At 60.3% G+C, this 19,625-nt stretch carries 19 protein-coding genes; 7 read left to right on the plus strand and 12 right to left on the minus strand.

The features are described from left to right. Window positions 1-112 precede the first annotated feature (112 nt). On the minus strand, window positions 113-1,120 hold the full coding sequence (locus tag RNA01_RS19785; protein WP_147181884.1) for a TRAP transporter substrate-binding protein: 1,008 nt from the start codon (window positions 1,118-1,120) through the stop codon (window positions 113-115). Between the two features lie 216 nt (window positions 1,121-1,336). On the opposite strand from RNA01_RS19785, the gene RNA01_RS19790 reads away from it, so the two are divergent. After that, window positions 1,337-2,734 carry an FAD-binding oxidoreductase gene (locus tag RNA01_RS19790; protein ID WP_147181885.1) on the plus strand — a complete coding sequence of 466 codons (1,398 nt, stop codon included), beginning with the start codon at window positions 1,337-1,339 and terminating at the stop codon, window positions 2,732-2,734. A gap of 20 nt (window positions 2,735-2,754) precedes the next feature. On the opposite strand, the gene RNA01_RS19795 is transcribed toward RNA01_RS19790, so the two are convergent. From RNA01_RS19795 to RNA01_RS19805, 3 genes are all read right to left on the minus strand, one after another. Next, entirely contained in the window at window positions 2,755-3,537 is a 783-nt protein-coding gene (locus RNA01_RS19795; protein ID WP_147181886.1) for an IclR family transcriptional regulator, read from the minus strand. Window positions 3,538-3,755: 218 nt separating this feature from the next. Next, window positions 3,756-5,111 carry a sensor histidine kinase gene (locus RNA01_RS19800; RefSeq protein ID WP_147181887.1) on the minus strand — a complete coding sequence of 452 codons (1,356 nt, stop codon included), beginning with the start codon at window positions 5,109-5,111 and terminating at the stop codon, window positions 3,756-3,758. After that, window positions 5,108-5,767: a response regulator transcription factor gene (locus tag RNA01_RS19805; RefSeq protein WP_147181888.1), complete on the minus strand. Its 660-nt coding sequence runs from the start codon at window positions 5,765-5,767 to the stop codon at window positions 5,108-5,110. Before RNA01_RS19805 ends, RNA01_RS19800 begins: the two co-directional genes overlap by 4 nt. Before the next feature lie 134 nt (window positions 5,768-5,901). Here RNA01_RS19805 and RNA01_RS19810 point away from each other — a divergent pair, with 134 nt between their 5' ends. The 5 genes from RNA01_RS19810 to RNA01_RS19830 are packed head-to-tail and all read left to right on the plus strand — an operon-like array spanning window position 5,902 to window position 10,210. After that, window positions 5,902-6,180 carry a PepSY domain-containing protein gene (locus tag RNA01_RS19810; RefSeq protein ID WP_147181889.1) on the plus strand — a complete coding sequence of 93 codons (279 nt, stop codon included), beginning with the start codon at window positions 5,902-5,904 and terminating at the stop codon, window positions 6,178-6,180. Window positions 6,181-6,217: 37 nt separating this feature from the next. Continuing rightward, complete coding sequence (locus RNA01_RS19815) at window positions 6,218-6,565, plus strand: hypothetical protein (protein ID WP_147181890.1); 348 nt, start codon at window positions 6,218-6,220, stop codon at window positions 6,563-6,565. Between the two features lie 35 nt (window positions 6,566-6,600). Then, the gene (locus tag RNA01_RS19820) at window positions 6,601-7,071 is read left to right on the plus strand and encodes a DUF2271 domain-containing protein (RefSeq protein ID WP_147181906.1); all 471 of its coding nucleotides are present in this window, start codon (window positions 6,601-6,603) and stop codon (window positions 7,069-7,071) included. Window positions 7,072-7,089: 18 nt separating this feature from the next. Further along, window positions 7,090-9,288, plus strand: coding sequence for a PepSY domain-containing protein (locus tag RNA01_RS19825; protein ID WP_147181891.1), 2,199 nt, complete (start codon window positions 7,090-7,092; stop codon window positions 9,286-9,288). Beyond that, complete coding sequence (locus RNA01_RS19830; protein ID WP_147181892.1) at window positions 9,269-10,210, plus strand: FAD:protein FMN transferase; 942 nt, start codon at window positions 9,269-9,271, stop codon at window positions 10,208-10,210. The genes RNA01_RS19825 and RNA01_RS19830 overlap by 20 nt, the downstream gene beginning before the upstream one ends. Before the next feature lie 127 nt (window positions 10,211-10,337). On the opposite strand, the gene RNA01_RS19835 is transcribed toward RNA01_RS19830, so the two are convergent. The 8 genes from RNA01_RS19835 to RNA01_RS19870 all read right to left on the minus strand — a co-directional run bounded on the left by RNA01_RS19835 (window position 10,338) and on the right by RNA01_RS19870 (window position 18,324). Continuing rightward, a complete protein-coding gene (locus RNA01_RS19835; RefSeq protein ID WP_147181893.1) occupies window positions 10,338-11,375 on the minus strand; it encodes an ABC transporter permease in 1,038 nt (345 codons plus the stop codon). Next, window positions 11,372-12,889 (minus strand): sugar ABC transporter ATP-binding protein, encoded by a 1,518-nt coding sequence (locus RNA01_RS19840; protein ID WP_147181894.1) that lies wholly within the window; start codon window positions 12,887-12,889, stop codon window positions 11,372-11,374. Before RNA01_RS19840 ends, RNA01_RS19835 begins: the two co-directional genes overlap by 4 nt. 67 nt (window positions 12,890-12,956) lie before the next feature. Then, window positions 12,957-14,030, minus strand: coding sequence for a TMAO reductase system periplasmic protein TorT (gene torT, locus RNA01_RS19845; RefSeq protein ID WP_147181895.1), 1,074 nt, complete (start codon window positions 14,028-14,030; stop codon window positions 12,957-12,959). Between the two features lie 36 nt (window positions 14,031-14,066). Further along, window positions 14,067-15,038, minus strand: a complete 972-nt coding sequence (locus RNA01_RS19850; protein ID WP_147181896.1) for a 5-oxoprolinase subunit C family protein — start codon at window positions 15,036-15,038, stop codon at window positions 14,067-14,069. Then, entirely contained in the window at window positions 15,028-15,903 is an 876-nt protein-coding gene (locus RNA01_RS19855; RefSeq protein WP_147181897.1) for a 5-oxoprolinase subunit B family protein, read from the minus strand. Before RNA01_RS19855 ends, RNA01_RS19850 begins: the two co-directional genes overlap by 11 nt. Further along, on the minus strand, window positions 15,903-17,288 hold the full coding sequence (locus RNA01_RS19860) for an acetyl-CoA carboxylase biotin carboxylase subunit (protein WP_147181898.1): 1,386 nt from the start codon (window positions 17,286-17,288) through the stop codon (window positions 15,903-15,905). Before RNA01_RS19860 ends, RNA01_RS19855 begins: the two co-directional genes overlap by 1 nt. Beyond that, a complete protein-coding gene (locus tag RNA01_RS19865; RefSeq protein ID WP_147181899.1) occupies window positions 17,285-17,527 on the minus strand; it encodes an acetyl-CoA carboxylase in 243 nt (80 codons plus the stop codon). The genes RNA01_RS19860 and RNA01_RS19865 overlap by 4 nt, the downstream gene beginning before the upstream one ends. Next, window positions 17,524-18,324, minus strand: coding sequence for a 5-oxoprolinase subunit PxpA (locus RNA01_RS19870; RefSeq protein WP_147181900.1), 801 nt, complete (start codon window positions 18,322-18,324; stop codon window positions 17,524-17,526). Before RNA01_RS19870 ends, RNA01_RS19865 begins: the two co-directional genes overlap by 4 nt. Window positions 18,325-18,608: 284 nt before the next feature. Here RNA01_RS19870 and RNA01_RS19875 point away from each other — a divergent pair, with 284 nt between their 5' ends. Beyond that, the gene (locus RNA01_RS19875) at window positions 18,609-19,517 is read left to right on the plus strand and encodes a LysR family transcriptional regulator (protein ID WP_147181901.1); all 909 of its coding nucleotides are present in this window, start codon (window positions 18,609-18,611) and stop codon (window positions 19,515-19,517) included. Window positions 19,518-19,625 lie beyond the last annotated feature (108 nt).

Genomic DNA, 19,625 nt, shown 5'->3' on the forward strand with positions numbered 1-19,625 from the left:
TCCCGCGCCACGCCAGAGTGGACCCCGGGGCGCCAGTTCAGTGATTGCCAATGAGCCGGGCTTGACGACGAAGAACCCGGCGGTCAGCCGCCGGGTTCCAGAACGCGATGCCTTACTTGCCGGCGGCGGCCAGCAGGCGGTCAACGAGATCGGCGCCGGCCTTTTCCTTGACCAGGTCAACAATCGGCGTGACCTTATCTGCGAAGGCCTTCAGCTCTTCCGGCGTCAGCGTGGTGATTTTGACATCGGTCATCGCAGCTTCAGCCTTGTCGTCGGCTTCCTTGGCCAACTGGCGCTGGTAGTCGGTCGCTGCCTTGACGGCCTCGTCGAAGATCGCCCGATCCTCAGGGCTAAGGCTGGCGAGCTTGTCCGGATTAGCAAGCAGCGGCCACGGCGAATAGATATGATTGGTCTTCGAGATGAACTTCTGCACCTCGTTGAACTTCATGTCGTAGAAGAGGTTGATCGGGCCTTCCTGCGCATCGAAAGTGCCCTGCTGCAGGGCCGTGAACAGCTCGTTGAAGGCCAGCGGCGCAGGGTTGGCGCCTTCGGCGCGCCATGCAGCGATATGCACTTCATTTTCCATGGTCCGCATCTTCAGGCCAGCGAGATCGGCCGGAGTGCGGATTTCTTTCTTCGCATTGGTCAGCTGACGGAAGCCGTTTTCCCAATAGGCGAGACCGACCATACCCTTGTCGTCCAGCGACTTCAGGATTTCCTTGCCGACGTCACCGTCAAGCACGGCATAGGCCTGGGTGCGATCCTGAAAGAGGAACGGAATATCGAAGGCGAAAAACTGGGGCGCGAAGGAAGCGACCGGCGCCGAGGATACGAAGGTCAGATCAACATTGCCGAACTGGACGTTCTCGACCAGTTCGCGCTCGCCGCCGAGCTGCGAGCTCGGAAAAATTTCGAGGCCGATGCGGCCACCGGTCTTTTCACGCAGCTCCTTGTCGAGGAATTCAAAGGCCTTGTGCCCCGTCGATGTCGGCGCCGAGGAATGGGCGGCGCGGAAGGTGATTTCCGGTTCGGCCTGCACTGCGGTGCCGAAGAGTGCGGCCGTTGCGAAAGCGGCGACGAAACCTGCGCGCACGGAGTGCGCGGTTTTTGTAAGCGACATTTCTGTCCTCCCTGTAACGGAGAGACCGCTTCCGGTTCTCTCTACTGACTCATGCCGGGCTCTGTGATGGACCCGAGCGCAAGGCGGGTGCCTCCGCTCCTCCCCCAGCGCGGGGAATTAAGCAAAGGCATTCGTTGTTGTCAAATAGTAAAATCTATTTGCAATATGTGCAAAATTGCAGCAGGAAGCGTACAACTATGGCTCTCGGGAGGTCCCATGAACATTGAAAATTCATCCGTCGGTCTCATCACCGCTCTCGAGCGTGCACTAGGGTCCACCAATCTCAAGTTGGGACGGGACATTCCAGAGGTCGCCTTGCGCGACTGGAGCGACGAGCGCGGCGGCACACCTATGGCTCTGGTCACACCACGGGATACGCAAGCGGTCGCGGCAGTTATGCGCCTCTGCCATGCCTATGACGCGCCGGTCGTACCCCAAGGCGGACGGTCCGGTCTGGCCGGCGGAGCAGTCCCCTCCGAAGGTGCTGTACTCCTGTCCCTCTCCGGCCTGGATCAGATCGAGGAGATCGACGCAGCCTCGGGCCTGATGGTGGTCGGCGCCGGATGCATCTTGCAGAAAATCCAGGAGGCCGCGTTCGAAGCAGGCCTCTCGTTCCCGCTAGACCTCGGCGCGCGCGGCACCTGCCAGATCGGGGGCAATATCGCCACCAATGCCGGCGGCAACCGCGTGATCCGCTATGGCATGACGCGAGACCTGGTTTTGGGGCTCGAGGTCGTTCTGGCCGACGGAACTATCCTGCCAATGATGAACCGCATGCCGAAGAATAATGCGGCCCTCGACCTCAAGCATCTTTTCATCGGTTCGGAAGGCACGCTCGGCATCATTACACGCGCTGTCCTGAAGCTGCATCCAGGCGTCGGCGGCGCCAATGCGGCGCTTGTGGCAGTCGCCGATTTCGCCGCGGCGGCGAACCTGCTGCGCCATGCGCAGCGCGCGCTATCGGGACGCGTCACGGCTTTCGAACTGATGTGGAACGACTACTATCGCGCGGTGTTATCTGAGACGGGCCACCGCGCGCCGATCGCGCCGGAGCATCCGGTCTATGCGCTGATCGAAATGCAGGGCGCCGACGCAGATGGCGACCGTCCGGTTTTCGAGGCCATGCTGGAGGCGGCTTTCGAAGCCGAATTGCTGGCGGATGCCGTAATCGCACAATCACAACGCGAGGTCGAAAATTTCTGGAGCCTGCGTGACGGTGTTGCCGAGATACTGTCGCGCCGGGCGCCAACAATCAATTTCGACGTATCTGTACCGCTTGTCCGAATCGGCGATTGCGTCGACGAAATTCGTGCGGCACTGCTTTCAACCTATCCGGGCCTTAAGACAATCTTCTTCGGTCATGCCGGCGACAGCAATATCCACTTGGTGGCGGGGCCGATCGACGGAGTTGATCCGACCGGCCATGGAATTGAAAAGACGGTCTATGAGATCATCCGTACCTATGGAGGGTCGGTTTCGGCCGAGCACGGCATCGGCCTGCACAAGAAGCCGTGGCTGTCCTACAGCCGCTCGGAGAGCGAGCTTGCCATGTTGCGGCAGCTGAAAAGAAACCTCGACCCGAAGGGGATTCTCAATCCCGGCAAGGTACTCTGAAGACGAAGGGGCGCTATCCGTCAGACCCGCGCCCCAAGGTCGGAGGAGATCTCACGCGCGACACGCTGGACCTCGGGCACGAGGTCTCGCATGCGCTCAGGCGCCATGTATTCGACGGTGGATGAAACCGAAATTGCACCGACAATGCGGCCCATCGCGTCTCGCAACGGCGCAGCGACACAACGAATGGACGGCTCGTCTTCGCCAAGGTCGAAGGCGTAGCCCCCGGCGCGATAGGCCGCCATCTGCGCCAGCCAGTCGGCTTCGGACATGTTTCCGGGCAGCAGATGGTGGTCGCGCTGATAGAGACGCAGCAACGCACTCTCCGGTTCATCAAGGATCAAAGCCTTACCTACGCCCGTAGAGATCACCGGCTTACGCCCGCCGATACGCGAACTGATCTCCACGGGGCGGGTTCCGCGCAACTTGTCGAGATAGGAGACCTCCCCGCCGTCGAGCTGTGCGAGATGAATAGTATCCCGCGTCTCACGCGCCAGTCCCTCCAGCCGGGCGCGTGAGACGCGGACTAGATCCGTGCGCGAATAGGCGGCAAATCCCAACTCAATCAATCGCGCGCCGAGCGCGAATTCGCGCGGATTTTCCGCCTTGAGATAGCGGCGCTCAAGCAGGACCGAGACGATGCGGTGCACCGTGCTGTAGGTCAGGCCGGTCATGGTGGCGATCTCGGCGATGGTGCGCGGCTGATTGGCGACCGCATCGAGGATCTCGAGGCCGCGAACCAGGGTTTGACTGCGCGGTGCCCGTTCTTTGTCGTCCTCGGCCACGTCGATCGGATTTACCATGATTGCCCTCCCTCTGGATTGGCCCCTTTCTAACCGCCGTCTGGCAAAGTTGCCAGAGCGGGAGGAAAACGCCGACACACGCAACTGGCAGTGATCCAACCTACGTGCCTATCCTGCGTATCTGCGGATAATGCCACCGACTCGCAAGGCTCTTGTGATGGCGGATGCCGATTTGGGCAACGCGGGAAATGGCGCAATGTCAGGCCGAATCCGCCCTCTCATGCGACCGGTAATCTCACCCGCACCTCAACTCCCTCGCTTCTGGCCAATCTGGGAGAGACAACATCAACAGTCGCCCCGGCACGATCGGCGATCACCTTGACGATAGCGAGCCCGAGGCCCGCTCCGCTGATCTTGCCGCTCCCGCGCTCGAACCGGCGCATCAACCTGTCCATGGCTTCGGGCGGGAGGGTCGGCCCATCATTGGCAATGCACAACACGCCGTCCCGATCAAGCATCACCTCAACGGGACGATCCTGCGCACCGTGCTTCAGCGCGTTTTCCACGAGATTGCGAGATAGAATACCGACCGCATCAGGATCGAGCGGCGACAGCACTGGCATGTCCGGCATGGTCAGTTCAATACGTCCCTCACCGGCGCGTTCAAAGTCCTGAACGATCATACGCAGCACCGGCCGCAAATCGGAGGGCTCGTCTGCGCGTAGCCGTCCGCCTTCTGCACGCGCAAGCTGCATGAGCTTCTCTGATATGCGCATGAGTCGCTTGAGCGTCGTTTCGATCTCATATGCGCGTTGTGCCGTCAGTTTGTCTTTTGTCTCCGAACGGATACGTTGCGCCTGTGCGATTGCACCGGCAACAGGTGTCCGAAGTTCATGCGCCACGTTGGCCGCGAAAGCTCGTTCGGCCTGGAATGCAGCCGCCAGACGACCGAGAAGCTGATTGATGCCCGCCGAAATCGGTCGAAGCTCACTCGGCAGACCGTTATCCGGCAAAGATGACAAATCCTGCGCACCGCGAAGGGAAAGCCCCCTTTGCAGATCGCGCACAGGACGCAGCGAGTGGCGCACGGCCAACAGGATCGCCAGCAGGCTTAATGGAATCACCACCAGCAAGGGCAGGAGCAGGCCAATCAACATCTTGCGCGACAATTCGCGCCGCTGATCCAGTGATTCGGCCACGGCGATGGTCAGCTTCCCGTCGGAGGACACGTCGTAATAGAGCTGGTGCGTCTCGGTGTGAAGAAACCCTTTTTCCTCAAACGGAGGAAAGATCGAGGGATCCGCTCCGCTTGAAGCAAGCAGAACACGCCCCATCCGGTCGCGCACGACGAATGTGACCTCTTCCCCATAGCGGGCTTGCCCATCGGAGCGCTCGCCGCGGCCATCGGCATCATCGTCCCCGGAAGACTCGTGGCTGGAATGCCCTTCGCGCAGATCGTGCCGGGCAATAGGTAAGATGCGTTGCGCGGTGGCCTTCAAACCATCATCATAGACCTCTTCCATATCCTGCCCGACGCGATGCGCGGTAACGGCGGCGGCGGCCAGCCACAAGAGGGTTACGGAAAGCCCCAGCGCAATCGCCAAGCGCGCCCGAAGCGAAGTGAAAATCGTCATGGACGCCCCAGTCGGTAACCCAGTCCTCGCTCGGTCTCAATCACGTGCGCGCCGAGTTTCTTGCGCAATCGGCTCACATGAACCTCGATGGCATTGCTGTCGACTTCCTGGTCGAATGAATAGAGTCGTTCCTCAAGCTGCGCTTTCGAAAGCAACTGGCCGGGCCTTTGGACGAAGGCTTCAAACAGTACCCATTCGCGCGCAGTCAGAACGACCGGTTTGCCGCTCAGCCTGACGCTACGGGCTGCAAGGTCGATCTCCAACGGTCCAAGCGTGACGATCGGGTTCGGGTTGCCGGTGTAGCGACGGGCAACGGAGCCGATGCGCGCGGACAGTTCGGCAAGGTCGAAGGGTTTGACCATATAGTCGTCAGCGCCGGCGTTTAACCCGGCGATCCGGTCGGAAACCTGGTCAAGCGCCGTCAATATGATCACGGGCGTCACATCGCCCTGCGCCCTCAAAACCTTGAGGAAAGGAATACCGAGGCCATCGGGCAACATCAGATCGAGCAGCACCAGATCGTAGGCGGCCGAGGCGATCGCGTCGCGCGCCTCATCGAGGCGTTTCATCCAATCGACGGAATGACCATCCGCGACGATCTGGTCGCGGATGGCCGCCCCCAGTGCCGTGTCGTCCTCGATCAGCAAAACTCTCATGCCGGAATCCTTCCTTTGCCTCTTCTGTAGTCCACCAGCCAGCTTACGGGAAGCTGAAGCAAAGTCTTGTCGCCTGTCAGGCGACGGTCAGCTTATCCGATGAATTATGGGTCCGACAACGAGAGGAAACGACGATGAAGACCGGCATCCTGCCAGCCGTGGCCCTTGCTATCCTGGCGGCAACATCCGCCCAAGCAAGGCAAGACTGCGATGCTCCAACCCGTGACTGGAAAGGCCGTGAGGCCGTTCGTGCACTTGCCGAGGAGCGCGGTTGGACACTGAGACGCATCAAAATCGATGATGGCTGTTACGAGGTTTACGGCACGGACGAAACCGGCCGTCGCTTCGAAGCGAAGATTGATCCCGTGACGCTCGATGTCATCGAAATCGAGGAACACCACGGCCACCGGTGATCCCTGTTCTTACCAATCCCCCAAAGGAGACCACACCATGACTAATCGCAAGCTTCTTCTTGCCGCAGTTGCCGGCGCAGCCATTCTTGCCGCTTTCGCCAGCCAGGCATTGCCTCTCCATGCGCTGAGAATCGATGGCGCGACCACCGACGTCGTGAATGCGGATTACGACGAGCATCGGGGCAAAGGCCACCATGAGGGGCATCGCCGGTATGGCACCGAAGACGGCCGCTACGCCGCCAATGACTGCCGCGGGGATGACGAGGATGATGACGACGGTGATGCTGCCTGTGGCGGTCGCGGTGTACCCATGCAGCAGAACGCGAATCCGCCGAGCAACGGCCTGTTCACGCCTGGTTCCAAGCCGCGCGCTCAGATGAACTGACCGGCAGAAACACTCCAAGGAGAAACACAATGAAAATAAAATCCATTCTTGCCATGCTGGCCGTCACCACGGCACTCACCATTCCAGGCCTCGCGCTTGCAGGCCAAGTGACCCTCACCACTAACATGCGCAACTACGGCGGCGACGGCGCGTATCTGGCCTATTACGTAACCGACGCGCAGGGCAAATACGCAGGCAGCCTGTGGATGGCCGGCGGCAAGACGCGATATTATGAGCACCTGAGCGGCTGGTATCGCGCCACCGGTGGTAACACCTCGGAGATCAGCGGTATCACCGGAGCCAGCGTCGGCTCCGGCCGCGCGCTGAAAATCACGCTCGATTTGGCAGACACACTTTTTGACGCCGGCTACGAACTACATATCGACTCTGCCGTCGAAGACATGCGTGACAGCCCCAACGAAATCGTCGTGCCGTTGACCTCGGCTGGATCGGGTCAGGCGGTCAAGGGCAGCCGCTACATCGCCAACTTCACCTATACGCGTTAATCACGAAGGAAAATTGTCATGATCCGGTCGCTCCACCGCTGGTTCGGGCTGATCGCCGCAGTGCTTGTTACCGTCATCGCCTTGAGCGGTACGGCACTCTCGGTCTTCCCGGCCTCCGAGGCGCTCATCAACCCTGCCGCCCAGCAAATCAGCGTCGCGGAACTCGCCGCGCGGGTCCAGGCTGCGGAGCCCTCGGTGGAGCAGATCAGACGTACTCCCTCCGGCCGCATCACGGCATACTACTTCGAGGGCGACCAGCCGGCATCGTCGATCATTGACCCTGCAACGGGTACACCGGTCGGCAACGCCGACACGTCGGCTCTCCAGCGTTGGCTCACCAATCTGCATCGCTCGCTCTTTCTCGACGATGCCGGTCGGCTCGTCGTCGCTGGAGGTGCGGCGGCGATGCTGACGCTGACCCTGTCCGGCCTCTTCCTGCTGGCACGCCGCGCAGGCGGCTGGCGCTATATCCTGAAGCCCGCCAAGGGGACAGGCAACGGACAGCTTCATGCGATCATCTCACGGCTCGCGCTGCCTGGCCTTCTTCTGTCATCGCTGACGGCGCTGTGGATGACCGCCGCAACCTTCGGCTATTTACCGGAAGGTGCCGGCGCCCCACCCTTTCCATCGGAGGTGAGCGGTGCGACGGGCATTCCGGTCGCCTCCATAACCGTATTGCAAGAGACCCCGGTAGACACATTCCGCTCCCTCAGCTTTCCGGCTGCCGGCGATGCTACCGACGCGTTCACGCTCAAGACCGATGCTGGCGAGGGCTATATCGACCAAGGTAACGGCGGCCTGCTCGCCTGGAACGAGGCAAACTGGGTCGATCGCCTGACCGGCTTTCTCACCATGCTGCATACCGGTCAGGGCATGGCATGGCTCGGCCTGCTTCTCGGCCTCTCCGCGCTTGCCGTTCCCGTCCTCGGCTGGACCGGCCTTGCCGTCTGGCTCAAAGGCCGCGGCAAGCGGAAGAGGGTGTCCGTTTCCGCAAGCGAGGCTGATACCATCGTCCTCGTTGGCAGCGAGGGTGGCACGACCTGGGGCTTCGCGGAGACACTGCGAAGCACCCTCTCCGGACAGGGCATTCACGTGCATGTCGGGCCAATGTCGACCTTCAATCCTGAACAGTGGGCCAAGGCGAAACGGCTCATCCTCCTCACCGCGACCTATGGTGACGGCGAGGCCCCAGTCTCAGCACGCGGCTTTCTGGAACGCTTCCGGCACACACCGGTCCGGCAGGGGCTTTCGCTTGCCATTCTCGGCTTCGGCGACCGCAGCTTCCCCGCCTATTGCGGTTTCGCCGCCGACATCACTCAAGCGGCGGAGGGCAAAGGCTGGGAGATGCTGCTACCGTTCGACACTGTGGATCGCCAGTCGCCGCAGGATTTTTCCCGCTGGGGTCGTGGTCTGGCAGAGGCGCTCGGGCTCGCCTTCGAGCTCAACCACCAGCCCGCCAAGCTGAAGACCTGCGAGTTTTCTCTGCTTTCTCGCCGCGACTATGGTGCAAGTGTTCAAGCGACCACCGCCATTCTGCGCTTTGCCCTGCCTAAGGCCTCGCTCTGGCAGCGCGTAACCGGCAAAGCGTCTCCCTGGTTCGAAGCCGGCGATCTGGTCGGCGTGGTGCCCGAAGGTTCCGAGGTGCCCCGCTTCTATTCGCTTGCTTCGAGCACAAAGGACGGCTTCCTCGAAATCTGCGTCCGCAAACAGCCGGGCGGCCTTTGCTCCGGGCAACTCACCGCGTTGGAACCCGGGCAGACGGTGACGGCCTTCGTCCGCCCCAACCTGAGCTTCAGGCCCGCACGCGGCCGCAAACCTGTCATCCTGATCGGCGCGGGCACCGGCATTGGACCTCTTGCGGGCTTTGCCCGTGCCAACCAAGCGCACCGACCCATGTATCTCTATTTCGGGACTCGGCACCCAGCGAGCGACGCTCTCTATGCGGAAGAACTATCGGACTGGAAAGAGGATGGTCGACTGGCAGGCATCTCTACGGCCTTCTCTCGAAGCGCGAACCCCGCCTATGTTCAGGACATCCTGCGCAAGGACGCGGCTCGGATCGGCAAACTCATTGCTGCCGGCGGTCAGGTCCTCGTCTGCGGAGGACGTGACATGGCGGCAGGAGTGGCAGCCGCTCTCTCCGAGATTCTGATGCCACAGGGTGTCAGCCTCGCAACACTCAAAGCGGAGGGCCGCTATGCCGAAGACGTTTACTGATCTCGCCCGCCATACCCTGAACGGTCCGACCATGGGGACGCGCTGGTCAGCGCTCTTCCACATGCCAGGCGACTTCGAAACGGACGAGGTCCGCGTCGCGATGGCGGACGCCGTCGCGACGGTCGATCGGCAGATGTCCACATGGAAGCCGGAAAGCGATCTCAACCACCTGAACGCCGCGCCCTCCGGCGAATGGGTCGTCCTCCCCGAACAACTGATGAAGGTGCTGCAGGCAGGCCTTGCCATCGGCGAGGCGTCTGGCGGCGCCTTCGACATCGGCATGGGCGACGCCGTCGCCGCCTGGGGTTTCGGTGGTGCGGAAGCCGACGAAGCCGCCATAAAGGCTGCCCGCCTCGCACGCCGCAACCCGGCCCATGACATGCTGGAGCTCGATCCCACCAATCGAAGAGCACGCAAGCATGCCGACATGCGCCTCGACCTCAGCGGCATCGCCAAGGGTTACGGTGTTGATCGACTTGCTGAAACCGCCAGACTGCACGGTATAGAAGCAGGTCTCTTCGCCATTGATGGCGAACTTCGCGCGCTTGGCTCGCAGCCGGATGGCAGCGGTTGGGCGATTGCGGTCGAGAAGCCCGATCTTCACGAGCGCACACCCCATTCTATCATCGAGTTGACGGACATGGCCGTCGCGACCTCGGGCGATTATCGCCATTGGGTACAGATCGGTGATCGCCGGCTTGCCCACACTATGGACCCCAGGCGCGGCATGCCACTCGCAGCCTCGCCGGCTTCGGTAACGGTTCTGGCACGCGACTGCATGAGCGCCGATGCCTGGGCAACGGCGATGATGGTGCTGGGCGAAGAACGAGGTTTGGACCTTGCCAAGCTAATCGGCCTGTCGGTTCTGTTTCTTTCACACGACGGAAAGAAAGGCTCCGGCTGCGGCAACTTCTCCGGCTGACCGCCGACACGTTTCGGCATGTTTGTGTCTATCTTGGATCACAGACCCACACTCTGATGGAATCCGGTCGCGAGCGTCTTGAAAAGGGGGCGAACACTGCCCCCTGACTGCGTACTCCGAGCGCTGGTCAGCGATTGCCGACCAGCATCTTGTAGCGCAGCTGGTCGATGACGACCGCCAGCACCAGCAGGCTGCCGAGCAGCACCATCTGCATGTAGGAGCCGATCTGCATCAGGTTCATGCCGTTCTGCACCAGGACGATGAAGAAAGCACCGAGCACCACGCTTTCCACCCGGCCAATGCCGCCGCGAAGCGAGACGCCGGCAATGACGCAGGCCGCGATGGATTCCAGCGCAATCGTACCACCGAGATTGGTTTCGCCACTTTCCACCCTGGCCGTGAGCAATATACCCGCCAGCGAGGCCAACAATGCGCAGATGATATAGGCGACAAACAACGTGCGCTTGGTGTTGATGCCCGACAAATGGGCAGCCTTGATGTTACCGCCGATCGCATAGATCTGCGCACCGGTTCGCGTCCGGTTCATCAGCACCCACATGGCGATGATGGCAAGAATGGCCACAAGGACCGGAACCGGCACACCGAAGATCCGCCCGAAGCCAAAGAAATCGGAAAATTCATAGGGCAGACCGGAGACCGGAACGCCGCCAGTCAGGAACAGGCCGATACCGGCGCCGATGGATTGCACGCCGAGCGTCATGATGAAGGGCGAGACGCTGAAGCCAGCAATACCGAGGCCGTTGAGCGATCCCATGACCAAAGCTGCACCAAAGCCCGCCATCAGCCCTATGGTGATCGCCAGCCAGACGGCATCCGGGAAAACCCCAACCAAGGCGACCATGACGGTCGCAGAGACAACCGACGTTATGGCAATGGAGGTCCCCACCGACAGATCGAAGCCGCCAGTGATCAACACCAGCATTTGGCCAAGCGACACCAGAATGAGATAGACCGACTGGCGCGCCACGTTGGTGATGTTCTGCAAGGTTAGAAACTGGCTGGATGCGACGGCGAAGATGACCAAGGCGGCGACCAGAAAGAACGGCAGAACCCCTGCGCGGACAAACAGGTTTTTGACAAACGCCAGCGGCGAGAAAGGAGCTTTGGCGTCAATAGCCGGAGCGGCGAGACGTTCGGTGGTCATGCGGTTTGCCTTTCATGGGAAAAGAAGGACTTGAGAATGATCTGTTCGTCAATGCCTTCGCCCGACAGCTCGGCGGAAATAGTTCCGGCGGAAAACACGATCAGTCGATGGGCAAGGTTCATCACCTCCGGCAGATCCGAAGAGATCACCACGACAGCCTTGCCGGCCTCGGCAATATCCTTGATCAGACGATAGAGAGCGGCTCGAGTGCCCATATCGACGCCGACAGTCGGCTCATCGAAGATGTAAAGATCATAGTCCTGACCGAACCCGCGACCGAACAGAGCTTTCTGCTGGTTGCCACCAGACAGGTTGGAAATCGTGCGGTCCATATAGGCATCCGCCAGATCGACTTTCCGGCCAATGCCATCCGACAGGTCGCGCAACCGCCGGGGCGACAGCCCGCCCATGGCACCCGACACATCCTCGCGGTCGAGCAATCCGAGATTGATGTTCTGACGGGTCGTTGCTCCCAGCATCAATCCCTCGCTCTTGCGGTCGGGCGGTAGATAGAAAACACCGTCACGCACGAAGCGACGGGTTGGTTGACCGCTGACGTCGCGGCCCTTCAGTAACACGCTTCCGGCCTGCATCGGGATAATACCCAGCGCCGCACGCCAGGCGCGCGATTTTCCGCTGCCGACCAGGCCGGCAATCCCCAGAACCTCACCGGCGCGGATGTCGATGTCGACGCCATTCACACCCCAAGCCTTGAGGCCGCGGATGGAGAGCACGACGTCTCCATCGGGAATGCTGGCGATCTGCGGATAAATCTCGTCGATGGCACGGCCGGTCATCATCTCGACCAGGCCGGCATGCGACAGGTCGTTGACGCCAACGGTGCCGATCAGTTTGCCGTCCCGCAGGACGGTGATGCGATCGGCGACGGTCGAGAATTCCTGAATGCGGTGGGAGATATAGACAATGCCAACGCCTTGCGCCTTGGCTTCGCGAATGATCCGAAACAGCGCTTCGGTTTCCCGCTCCGTCAGCGACGCGGTCGGTTCGTCCAGAATAAGGATCTTGGCATCCGAGTGGATCGCCTTGGCAATCTCGACCATCTGCTGCTCGGCGCGCGAGAGCGAGACGACCTTGGCACGCACATCGATCTGGAAGTCGAGGCCTGCAAACAGATCTCTTGCCGCGCGAACCATCGCCTTTCTGTCGACGAAGGGGCCCCACATCGGTTCCGAACCGAGAAAGATGTTCTCGGCAACGCTGAGCGTCGGGACCAGCGAGAACTCCTGAAATACGGCGGCGACACCATGGTCCTTGGCGTCATGGACCGAGGAGAACGTAACGGTCTTCCCCTTAATTGCCAGAGTGCCTTCGGTCTGCGGATAGACGCCGGACAGAATGGAAATCAGAGTGGATTTGCCGGCGCCGTTTTCGCCGAACAGGACATGGACCTCGCCGCTCAAAAGAGTGAAATCGACACCGTCCAGCGCTCTGACGCCGGGAAAGGTCTTGCAAATGCCCGTCATCTGGACGAGCGGCGGTGTGAATGTGGACATCACCTGGCTCCTGATAGGGACCGGCCGCGGCACTTGCCGAGGCCGGTCCTGTTAACGAAACAGGCGATCAGTTAACCGAGAACACCGGCTTGAAGCCGTCCGGCGGCAGGATGTTGGTCTGCGACACGGTTGCGATATTCGACGGATCAACGACGAAGATCTTCGGGCCGACATGCTTGACCAGTTCCTTGCCTTCGAGCGCGCGGATCGCCTGGTCGACAGCGACACGCCCCTGAATGACAACGGAATCGGCCGGAGCAGCAAGGATGAAACCGCGCTTGATCCCCTCATAGACGCCGGGCGTCATGTAGAAAGCCAGAAGGTCAACCTTGCCTTTGAGGCCACGTTCGCGGATCAGGCCCTGGGCGGCTTCGGCAGTCACCGCAGTGCCCGCGATGTAGCGAACATCAGGTTCGGCCTGCAGCACGTCTTCGACCAGTTTCAGCTGGGCTTCCTTGCCGGTATCGCCGAATTTCGGATCGAGAACCTCAACGGCAGAACCCTTGACCGCTTCAAGGAAGCCCTTGTTGGCAGCCTCGACCCAGCCGGCACCAGCCGGCCCCGGGAACCAGCCAACCTTGACCGGCTCGCTGCCGGCCGGGTGCTTTTTGGCGAGATAAGCGCCGGTTTCCTGACCCATCGTGTAGAAGGAGACCAGCGACTTTGCCGTCACGTCCGGCGAGGAAATGCCGTTGATGACGTCGATGACCGGAATGCCCTTCTTGGTGATTTCGCTCACCAGATTGTTGAGGCCGTCAAAGGAGATCGCCCCGATGACCACGGCCTGCGCACCACCGGCAACGCAATCCTCGATCTGGCTTATCTGCTTGGCAAGCTCGGTATAACCGCCGGCTTCCACGACGTTCAGCTTGACGCCGGCGTCCTTGGCCTGCTCTGTCACACCATAATCAACGCCCAGCCAGTAGGCGTCCTTCATGTGCGGGAAGGATACGCAGATATTCCAGGGCTTTTCGGCCTTGGCAACCGGTGTGTAGTCGACATCGACCGACTTGCCGTCTGCGGAGAAAGGAGGCTCGATCGCCTGGGCCGGATAGGGATACCAGCTGTCGGCGCGTGCCGGGGCATTGAGTGCCATGGCAAGAACAGTGGTGGCGAGTGCGTATTTCAATGCTGTCTTCATGTTCGTTCCCTCTTGTAATTGGCTTGAATGCGACGGTCAGTGAAAGGACGCCCTCAATCGGTCGAGCAGATCTGCTCGCTCCTTGCGGGCCTCAAGCGCTTCGGCCATCGTCACCTTGACAAAACGGCTTGGTGTGTGCGGTTGGAGCTGGCCAATCAGATCCATATCGGCGGATATGACGGTGCCGACCATGAAGTATCCGCCGCCTGAAACGGCATCGCGATGCAGAATGATCGGCTCTGTGCCGCCTGGCACCTGGATTGAGCCGTAAGGGTAACAGCTGTCGACGATGTTGGACGGATCGGAGCCAGCACCGAAGGGCTGCTTGCGTTCCACAAAGGAGAGCTTGTTGCCACCACGGAAGCGATAGCCCATGCGGTCGGCCTCAGGGGCCACCTTCCATTCGTCGGCGAAGAAGCTCTCCTTGGCCTCATCAGCCAGCCGGTCCCAGTAAAGACCCGGCAAGACGCGCAGTTCGGCAGGCGTGCCCGGCTTGCGCCGGAACTCTTCCGCGACAACCCGACCTTCGGTCGCAAGAGACCCCTCGCCGACCGGCAGTTCATCTCCGATGGCTATGGCACGCCCCTTGTAGCCGCCCAGTGCGCCAATCGGATAGGTCGAGCGGCTGCCAAGCGCCAGCGGCACGTCGATGCCACCGGAAACAGCAATGTAAATGCGGGCACCGGTTTTCAGGAAGTCGAAGCTCAAAACCTGGCCGGCCTTGACCTTGAAGGCCTTCCAGCCCGGCTGGACAACGCCGTCGACCTTAGCGGGCATATTGGCACCGGTCACCGCCACCAGAGCATCTTCAGTGAACTCGAGCTTTGGCCCCATGAAGACGGCCTCGAAACCGGCAGCCCCCTCATCATTGCCAACCAGCATATTGGCGGCCCGCAGCGCCAGACGGTCCATGGCGCCGCCGAGCGGAATGCCAAGATGAAAATAGCCGGGTCGCCCGAGATCCTGGATGGTGGTCGACAATCCGTGGTGCAAAACTTTAATGGCCATTGAGCATGCCCTCCAGTTTGGCATTTGTGCCGTCGATGTCCTTTTGGAATTCCCTGAGGTCGAAGCGGACCTCGCGGATCGGCGGGGCAAACGTGCCCTTGTCGACCTCCTCGACAGCCTGATCATATTCATCGCGGCCGATCGGCTTGAACTTGACGATGTCGCCGGGGCGGAAGAACACCATGAAGTCTCGCAGATAGCTTGTTGTCTGGGTCGGATCGTAGATCGGCATCGGGGTGATGCCGAACATCTGATAACCGCCCGCACCGCGCACCGAATAGATGCAACCGAAGCAGCCACCATGGCCGACGGTCAGCCGTGGCGTGTCGGTGCGGGGTCGCAGATATTTCGGCACTTCGATTTGCCGCTGACGCTCGACCATCTGGTACATGAACGGCAGACCGGCGACGAAACCGACCATCGACACGAACCAAGGCGAGCCGGAATGCGCCTCGATGAAGTCATCAACCGATGGGAAATCGTTTATACGGGCAGCGTATTCCAGATCAGTGCCTGTCGGGTCCTGGTGGCGCTCGCGAAAGCGCATCAGAGTCTCGTGCGTCCAGGGATCGTTGTAGAAGACCGGTATCTCGACGATACGGGTCTTGATCACCGGCTCGGCCTTTTCGGCTGCCCCCTCAATCGTCTGGACCTCTCTGAGGATATCGTCTGGATGGATGATGTCAGGATTGAACTTGATCTGGAATGAGGCATTGGCCGGGCAGATTTCCGTCACACCCTTTATCCCGCTTGCGCGCACGCCATTAGCCATCGACAGGCTTTTGAAGAAGGCCTCAAGCGACATTTCATCGCTGCATTCGACGAACAGATGTTCGTCGCCACCGAATGTGTACCGGGTCTGCATCAGGCAACCTCCGCTTTCGGGGCGCCTTGCGGCGCGCATTGCGTTTCAAGCCATGTCTCGAGAAACCGTGTATGATAATCGCCGCGACGGATACTTTCATCGCCGGCCAACGCCAGATGCAACGGGATCGTCGTCGGCACGCCGACCACCTGAAGGCCCTCGAGCGCCGTCTTCAATCTGTCGAGGCAAGCATCACGCGTCTCGGCCCATACAATCAGCTTGCCGAGCAGGGAATCGTAAAACGGCGGGATCGTATAGCCCTCGTAAAGCATCGTATCGAAGCGGATCCCCTCGCCAGTCGGCACGACCAGCTGATTGATCCGTCCCGGCGATGGCATGAAGCCCCGAGCGGGATCCTCGGCATTGATGCGGCACTCGATCGCGTGACCATTAACGGCAATCTGGCCCTGGCGCACCGAAAGCGGCGCGCCGCCAGCGACCTTGAACATCTCCTGCACCAGATCAACGCCGGTGATCATTTCTGTGACCGGATGCTCGACCTGGATGCGCGTGTTGACCTCGATGAAGTAAAATTCCTGGGTGTCCTCGTCGTAGAGATACTCGACGGTGCCGGCGCCGCGATAGTTCACCGAACGGGCAAGCGCCACGGCGCTTTCGCACAGCGCCTCGCGGATCGGCCCTGGCAGAAGGAAGGCGGGAGCCTCTTCCCAGACCTTCTGCCGGCGGCGTTGCAGCGAGCATTCGCGCTCGAAGAAATGGACGAAATTCTCGCCGTCGCCAAAGATCTGCACCTCGACATGACGCGCCTTGGTGATGACCTTTTCGATATAGAGCCCGCCGTCACCGAAGGCTGCGGCCGCCTCTGCCGAGGCCTGCGGGAATTGGGTTTCCAGTTCGCTTGTTGTCTGGACGATGCGAATGCCACGACCACCACCGCCGGCTGCTGCCTTGATCATCACAGGAAAGCCGATCCGTGCAGTCAGCGCGCGGGCGGCATCGAGGTCGTCGATGCGGCCATCGCTGCCGGGAACCGTCGGCACGCCGGCCTTTTGCGCGGCCTGACGGGCGGCAACCTTGTCGCCCAGCAGGCGGATGGCATCACCGCTCGGCCCCATGAAGACCATGCCGGCAGCCGTGACCGCATCGGCGAAATCGCCGTTTTCCGACAGGAAACCGTATCCCGGATGGACAGCATCGACGCCGGCAGACTTGGCAGCGGCAATCACCGCCTCAATGTTGAGGTAGGACTTTCTCGGCGCGGGCGAGCCGATGTTGATAGCTTCATCAGCCATTTTCACGGCCAGCATGTCGGCGTCTGCGGCGCTATGGATTTGCACGGTGCGAATACCGAGTGCCTTGGCAGCTCGGATGATCCGCACCGCGATCTCGCCGCGATTGGCCACGAGGACGGAGTGGATTGTCATGCCTCGACCTCGGCGATCACCTGACCTGCCATGACAGGCTCTTCGTTCTCGACAAGAAACTGGATGTTCTTGCCATCGGCTCCGGCCGGAATCTCCTGGAACGTCTTCATCACTTCGATCAGACCAATGGTATCGCCGCTCGCGACGACGGAGCCATCTGCCTTGAAAGGAGGGACATCAGGCGACGAAGCACGATAGAAGGTACCGGGCAGGGGGGATCTGATTTCGATTTTGCTCATAGCTGTTCTCCGCGCATACTTTTATGGCTGTTGATTTCCGATACCGGTGCGATCCTGATCCCCTCGGCCGTCAGGGCGTCACGCATCTGGTGCGCGATATCCAAGGCCCCGAGCGTATCGGAATGGAAGCAGATGGATTCGAACTGGATGGCGATGTCGTTGCCGCTGACCGTTTTCACCTTGCCGTCCTTGCAGGCGCGCACGACCTTGCGCGCGATGACTGCCGGGTCGGGGCGACCTGCGTCGCGGGTAAAAACGATCGAGCCGCTGTCGTCATAGTCCCGGTCGGCATAGAACTCGCGGATTGCCGGCTGCCCGCTCTCAAGCGCCGCGACATGGGTGGCCGACCCTCCCATGCAGAACACATAGGCATCAGGTGCGGCAGTGCGCATATATTGTACGAAGATCTGCGCCAATTCCGGATTGACGGCCATTTCCATATAAAGCGCTCCATGCGGCTTTACATGCTGGAGACGCACCCCGTGCCGGCGAGAAAATTCACGCAGGGCGCCAACTTGATAGATGATGTCGTTGACCAATTCCTTGGCCGTGGCATTGATCTTGCGACGACCGAATCCCTGCAGATCATTGTACCCTGGATGGGCCCCGACCTCGACGCCATGCTCTGCCGCCAGACGCACCGTCTGATCCATCAGGTTGGGGTCGCCAGCATGGAAACCGGTGGCGATATTGGCGGAGCTTATGAGCCCCATCAAGGACATGTCATCGGTGTCACCGATACGCCAGCGGCCGAAAGCCTCCCCCAGATCGCAGTTGATGTCGACTACCTCAAGCAAAATGTTCTTCCTCGCTGCCTGTATTTGCAGCACATCCAGGCGTGCCTGCTTTTTCAACAATGCGACGTTAGGAAAAAAAATATCTTTTGAAAAATTCAATTAACGCGTAACATTTATCTGAAAAACAGAATCCAATGCCTCGGGCAAAAGGCCTGAAAAGACTACGAGATTCACGATGTTGGCTATGCGAGCCGCTTATTTGATCACATCACCGCACAAAAGATCATCACATCTTCTGATTTTCAGAATTTCTGCGCTCACAGATTCCAAACGGAAATACACGCATGTCGATTAGCCTCAGACAACTTCGCTATTTCATCGCAACCGCAGAACTGGGGCAGATCTCGCTGGCGGCGGTACACCTGTCGATTTCGCAGTCGGCGATCACCACGGCCGTCAAGGAACTGGAGCAGATCATCGGGGTCAGCCTGTTCCTGCGCACGCCACAGGGCATGGACCTGACAGAGGCTGGGCGCCAGTTCCTTTCGCATGCCTATGACATCATGAAGAAGGTCGATGAGGCGACCCATCTCAACTTTATCTCAAGCGAGATCGAGGGCATTTTGACCGTGGCCGCGACCTATACCGTCATCGGCTATTTTCTGCCCTTGCACATCGAACGATTGCGCCGGCTCTATCCTAAACTGGAAATCCAGCTCTTCGAACAGAACCGTGAATCCATTGAGGAAGGATTGCTGACCAACCGCTACGACATCTCGGTACTGCTCACGTCCAACATCCTCAATCCGTCGCTGACAACGACGAGATTGCTTGGCTCTGCGCGGCGACTTTGGGTTCCCGCCCAGCACCACCTGCTACAGCGCGACGTCGTCGGCCTCAAGGAGATCTCCGAGGAACCCTACATCATGCTGACCGTCGATGAAGCGGCGCACTCATCTCTCAAATACTGGAGCGGCACGCCCTATCAGCCAAAGGTGATCCTGCGGACCTCCTCCGTTGAGGCGGTGCGATCCATGGTCGCCAACGGTCTCGGCGTGGCGATCCTGTCCGACATGGTGCACCGGCCATGGTCGCTGGAGGGACGCCGGATTGAGACGATAAACCTACAGGACCCCATCCCGGCCATGGACGTCGGGCTTGCCTGGCGGAAAAACATCGAACCGTCACCAGCGATGATGGCCTTCCGTTCCTATTTCCAGCAAACACTGCATTTGCCTGTCTTCAACAAATAGGAGTGGAGTGACGGTAAGGGAAGAGGGACCGAATGGGAGTAGTGCCACTGTGATTTCGCTGACCAGGTTACGAATGACCTAGGAGAGTTTTACTTTGTAGGAATATGG

The sequence above is a fragment of the Paenirhizobium naphthalenivorans genome (genome assembly GCF_007992095.1).
In the GTDB taxonomy this organism is placed as follows: Bacteria; Pseudomonadota; Alphaproteobacteria; order Rhizobiales; family Rhizobiaceae; genus Allorhizobium; species Allorhizobium naphthalenivorans.

Excerpts from the sequence above, each read along its gene's own strand:
- RNA01_RS19850 (WP_147181896.1), bottom strand. The coding sequence starts at position 15,038 with ATGGCCATTAAAGTTTTGCACCACGGATTGTCGACCACCATCCAGGAT.
- RNA01_RS19795 (WP_147181886.1), bottom strand. The coding sequence starts at position 3,537 with ATGGTAAATCCGATCGACGTGGCCGAGGACGACAAAGAACGGGCACCG.
- RNA01_RS19865 (WP_147181899.1), bottom strand. The coding sequence starts at position 17,527 with ATGAGCAAAATCGAAATCAGATCCCCCCTGCCCGGTACCTTCTATCGT.
- RNA01_RS19790 (WP_147181885.1), top strand. The coding sequence starts at position 1,337 with ATGAACATTGAAAATTCATCCGTCGGTCTCATCACCGCTCTCGAGCGT.
- RNA01_RS19825 (WP_147181891.1), top strand. The coding sequence starts at position 7,090 with ATGATCCGGTCGCTCCACCGCTGGTTCGGGCTGATCGCCGCAGTGCTT.
- RNA01_RS19875 (WP_147181901.1), top strand. The coding sequence starts at position 18,609 with ATGTCGATTAGCCTCAGACAACTTCGCTATTTCATCGCAACCGCAGAA.
- RNA01_RS19805 (WP_147181888.1), bottom strand. The coding sequence starts at position 5,767 with ATGAGAGTTTTGCTGATCGAGGACGACACGGCACTGGGGGCGGCCATC.
- RNA01_RS19830 (WP_147181892.1), top strand. The coding sequence starts at position 9,269 with ATGCCGAAGACGTTTACTGATCTCGCCCGCCATACCCTGAACGGTCCG.
- RNA01_RS19855 (WP_147181897.1), bottom strand. The coding sequence starts at position 15,903 with ATGCAGACCCGGTACACATTCGGTGGCGACGAACATCTGTTCGTCGAA.
- RNA01_RS19840 (WP_147181894.1), bottom strand. The coding sequence starts at position 12,889 with ATGTCCACATTCACACCGCCGCTCGTCCAGATGACGGGCATTTGCAAG.
- RNA01_RS19810 (WP_147181889.1), top strand. The coding sequence starts at position 5,902 with ATGAAGACCGGCATCCTGCCAGCCGTGGCCCTTGCTATCCTGGCGGCA.
- RNA01_RS19785 (WP_147181884.1), bottom strand. The coding sequence starts at position 1,120 with ATGTCGCTTACAAAAACCGCGCACTCCGTGCGCGCAGGTTTCGTCGCC.
- RNA01_RS19800 (WP_147181887.1), bottom strand. The coding sequence starts at position 5,111 with ATGACGATTTTCACTTCGCTTCGGGCGCGCTTGGCGATTGCGCTGGGG.
- RNA01_RS19860 (WP_147181898.1), bottom strand. The coding sequence starts at position 17,288 with ATGACAATCCACTCCGTCCTCGTGGCCAATCGCGGCGAGATCGCGGTG.
- RNA01_RS19815 (WP_147181890.1), top strand. The coding sequence starts at position 6,218 with ATGACTAATCGCAAGCTTCTTCTTGCCGCAGTTGCCGGCGCAGCCATT.
- RNA01_RS19835 (WP_147181893.1), bottom strand. The coding sequence starts at position 11,375 with ATGACCACCGAACGTCTCGCCGCTCCGGCTATTGACGCCAAAGCTCCT.
- torT (WP_147181895.1), bottom strand. The coding sequence starts at position 14,030 with ATGAAGACAGCATTGAAATACGCACTCGCCACCACTGTTCTTGCCATG.